Annotated in this window: 5 protein-coding genes; 4 read left to right on the forward strand and 1 reads right to left on the reverse strand. The window is 35.8% G+C overall.

The genetic code is table 11. The features are described 5' to 3' along the window. Window positions 1-158: 158 nt before the first annotated feature. On the reverse strand, window positions 159-425 hold the full coding sequence (locus tag CXF76_RS00525) for a helix-turn-helix domain-containing protein (protein WP_101162788.1): 267 nt from the start codon (window positions 423-425) through the stop codon (window positions 159-161). An 88-nt stretch (window positions 426-513) separates the two neighbouring features. Here CXF76_RS00525 and CXF76_RS00530 point away from each other — a divergent pair, with 88 nt between their 5' ends. The 4 genes from CXF76_RS00530 (at window position 514) to CXF76_RS00545 (ending at window position 2,385) form a co-directional block, all read left to right on the forward strand. Further along, window positions 514-705, forward strand: a complete 192-nt coding sequence (locus tag CXF76_RS00530; protein WP_008138910.1) for a hypothetical protein — start codon at window positions 514-516, stop codon at window positions 703-705. A gap of 8 nt (window positions 706-713) precedes the next feature. After that, window positions 714-1,082, forward strand: coding sequence for a hypothetical protein (locus tag CXF76_RS00535; RefSeq protein ID WP_157823324.1), 369 nt, complete (start codon window positions 714-716; stop codon window positions 1,080-1,082). Between the two features lie 295 nt (window positions 1,083-1,377). Next, window positions 1,378-1,584 carry a helix-turn-helix transcriptional regulator gene (locus tag CXF76_RS00540; RefSeq protein ID WP_024600174.1) on the forward strand — a complete coding sequence of 69 codons (207 nt, stop codon included), beginning with the start codon at window positions 1,378-1,380 and terminating at the stop codon, window positions 1,582-1,584. A 24-nt stretch (window positions 1,585-1,608) separates the two neighbouring features. After that, window positions 1,609-2,385 (forward strand): replication initiator protein A, encoded by a 777-nt coding sequence (locus CXF76_RS00545; RefSeq protein WP_232785072.1) that lies wholly within the window; start codon window positions 1,609-1,611, stop codon window positions 2,383-2,385. The last annotated feature ends 156 nt before the right edge of the window (window positions 2,386-2,541 follow it).

Consider the following 2,541-nt stretch of genomic DNA (forward strand, 5'->3'; position numbering starts at 1 on the left):
ATATTCCCAGACCCCGCTATGTGTAAGCCTATTTTAGGCTTCTACATAGCGGGGTCTGGGCAAAGCCCAGTAAAAAGGAGGCGAATTGCTCATGATGCCTCATTTTGAAATGGTTTGAATTACAGGGGAGGGAAGTTTGGCATGCCAAACTTTAATACCTACTTGCTACAGAAATATAAAATTTTTTCTGCGAGTTCATCTTCTATGCAATACAAAAATGCAGTAGGCACTTCTAAAATATGAGCTAATGCTTTAACTGTTTTGAAGTCAGGAGCATGAACACCCTTTTCATATTGGTTCATTCTGGCCGATGCTGCGAACTCATCCATACCAGCTAAGATCCCTAGTTTTTTTTGAGATAGCCCTTTTGCTTTTCTTGCTTCTTTTAATCGTTTTGGGAAAGGGGAGTCATCATTAGTTTTCATTTATATTTATTCTTAACTTGAAAACTAAGAGTTTCTTAGCTTTAATGTGTTTTAGATACTAAGTAATACTTAGCTTTTGGGGTGGTATATGATTTGGAAAACATTAAAAGTTATTGGCTCGGTAGCCGTGGCTGTTATCTTAGACGTTGACGATAAGTCAGAGGAGGATCGCTTTATTGATGAGTACAGTGATGGCATGGGAAGCGTAAATCATTGCGGGGACGACTACGCTGAACAGGAGGCCAGAGATGCACATGCACGTGGAGAGCTCTATAAGTGACAAGTAATATGATTAAACCTGAAAATAAGCCATATCAGTCTGTGCTTGCAGTATTATCAGTGCACCTTTATGGTTGCGATAAAAGCTATCAACAATTAGCGCTATTAAGTCGTCAACTAAATAACATCTCGGAACCTCGGTTAATTAGTTCATTGCTTACTTTAGATTTTATGCTTCATCATTATATAAATGATAAAGGTGAGGTTTGGGATATTCAAAAAGAAAGTTATCAGATGTTTTGTAATCGCTCGGAGTCTTTAAAGATTGTGAATAGTGGTTACTCTGAAAAAGACGTTCAGTATTTTTTCCAATGGATTGTTATGCTTTCCAATTGGGATCATGATTTAAACTTGCCAATCACCTACAGTTTTCATTAAATTTTTAGCTTGAGTTTGGCATGCCAAACTTTAAGCCCCCTGTTTTGAGCAAAAATTTAGCATTATATTATTCAATAAAGTACTAATTTCCTTCTAAGACCCTTACTTGTATCTATCTGTAGATCATCAGACTTACTTTGTATTACCATCTTTTACTATTTAAAAAAAGCATCGAAAAATTGACCCCCCCCTTTTTGAGAGTCATTAATTCTTAAATTTATTAGTATTGCTTCAAGTAAGAAGTGTTAGCAATAAGTATTAATTTATTGCATTTGATTTATTTGAGGAAATATTAATGAATAACAAAAAAGTAATTTTTTATCGCACTCAAGAGGCGGCAGACCTTCTTTGCATAAGTAAACAGTCTCTGTTTAATCAGATAGCAATTAATAAACAAAATTGTGACAGGTACCCTTTACCGCCGTATATAAAAATAGGTCGTCGGGTTTTGTTTCCAGTCTCAGATTTTCACGAGTGGTTAGAATCACAGCCTCGCTTTTAAATGACGGGCTACATGAAATGCTCAATGACACATGTGAGCTTAAAGTCAGATATGTTTTCTATGGTGTGGCCTGTTTTTGCATTAGATGGAAAGTCTAAAGATGCGTTGGATTTTTCGTATAAAGGCATATCGATAAAAATTGAACCAAGCTTTTTAGGTCGAGCAACCATCAAAGACAAAGAAATACTCATTTATTGCTTGAGCCACATAATGGCTGCTAAAAACGCTAAGTTAGAGCTTAGTAACACGATTTGCTTCAATACTTATGATCTCCTTAAAGCCACAGGAAGAGGAACATCAGGAAAAGAGTACAAGCTTGTTAAGAAGGCATTATACCGACTCTCAGGAACATTAATAACTACTGATTATATATTTAATGGCCGAAGATTTATGGAAAGTATGGGCCTCATAGAAAGTTTTAAGTTAATCGAAGATGGTGGTTTAAGTTGTTGGCAAGTAACATTGTCAGATTGGCTTATTGAGACGATCGATGATAATGATGTTTTAACATTGCATGAAGATTATTTTAAATTATCAAAACCATTTGAGCGCAGGCTTTATGAGGTATGTCGTAAGCGATGTGGACGGCCTTCTATGCAGATTATCAAACTAGATAATCTTCGTGAAAGAATTGGTATTAAGCTGCCATCATCAGCTTTTAAGAATCGTATTCAAAAACTTAAAAAAATTTTAGAGTATCGCCTTAGGGTAGAGAACGATAATGTCTTTATTTTTCGCGATACAGAGAGTGGAAGAACGCAACTTACGAAGTTCGAACTAGAGCGTTTTCGAAAAGGATAAAGTTCAGATTCGGCTCGTGTTTTTATACTGGATAGTGCCGTACTTCTGAGGCTGCTAGTCGTACTTTTAGTTAGTTTGATTCGTACTTTTGATATTTTTTATCATCTGAAAGGCTAGCATTGCTTATATATTTAATACCCTAAACGAGAAGCGAAC

It is taken from the genome of Pseudoalteromonas sp. 78C3 (assembly GCF_002836695.1).
Classification (GTDB): Bacteria; Pseudomonadota; Gammaproteobacteria; order Enterobacterales; family Alteromonadaceae; genus Pseudoalteromonas; species Pseudoalteromonas arctica.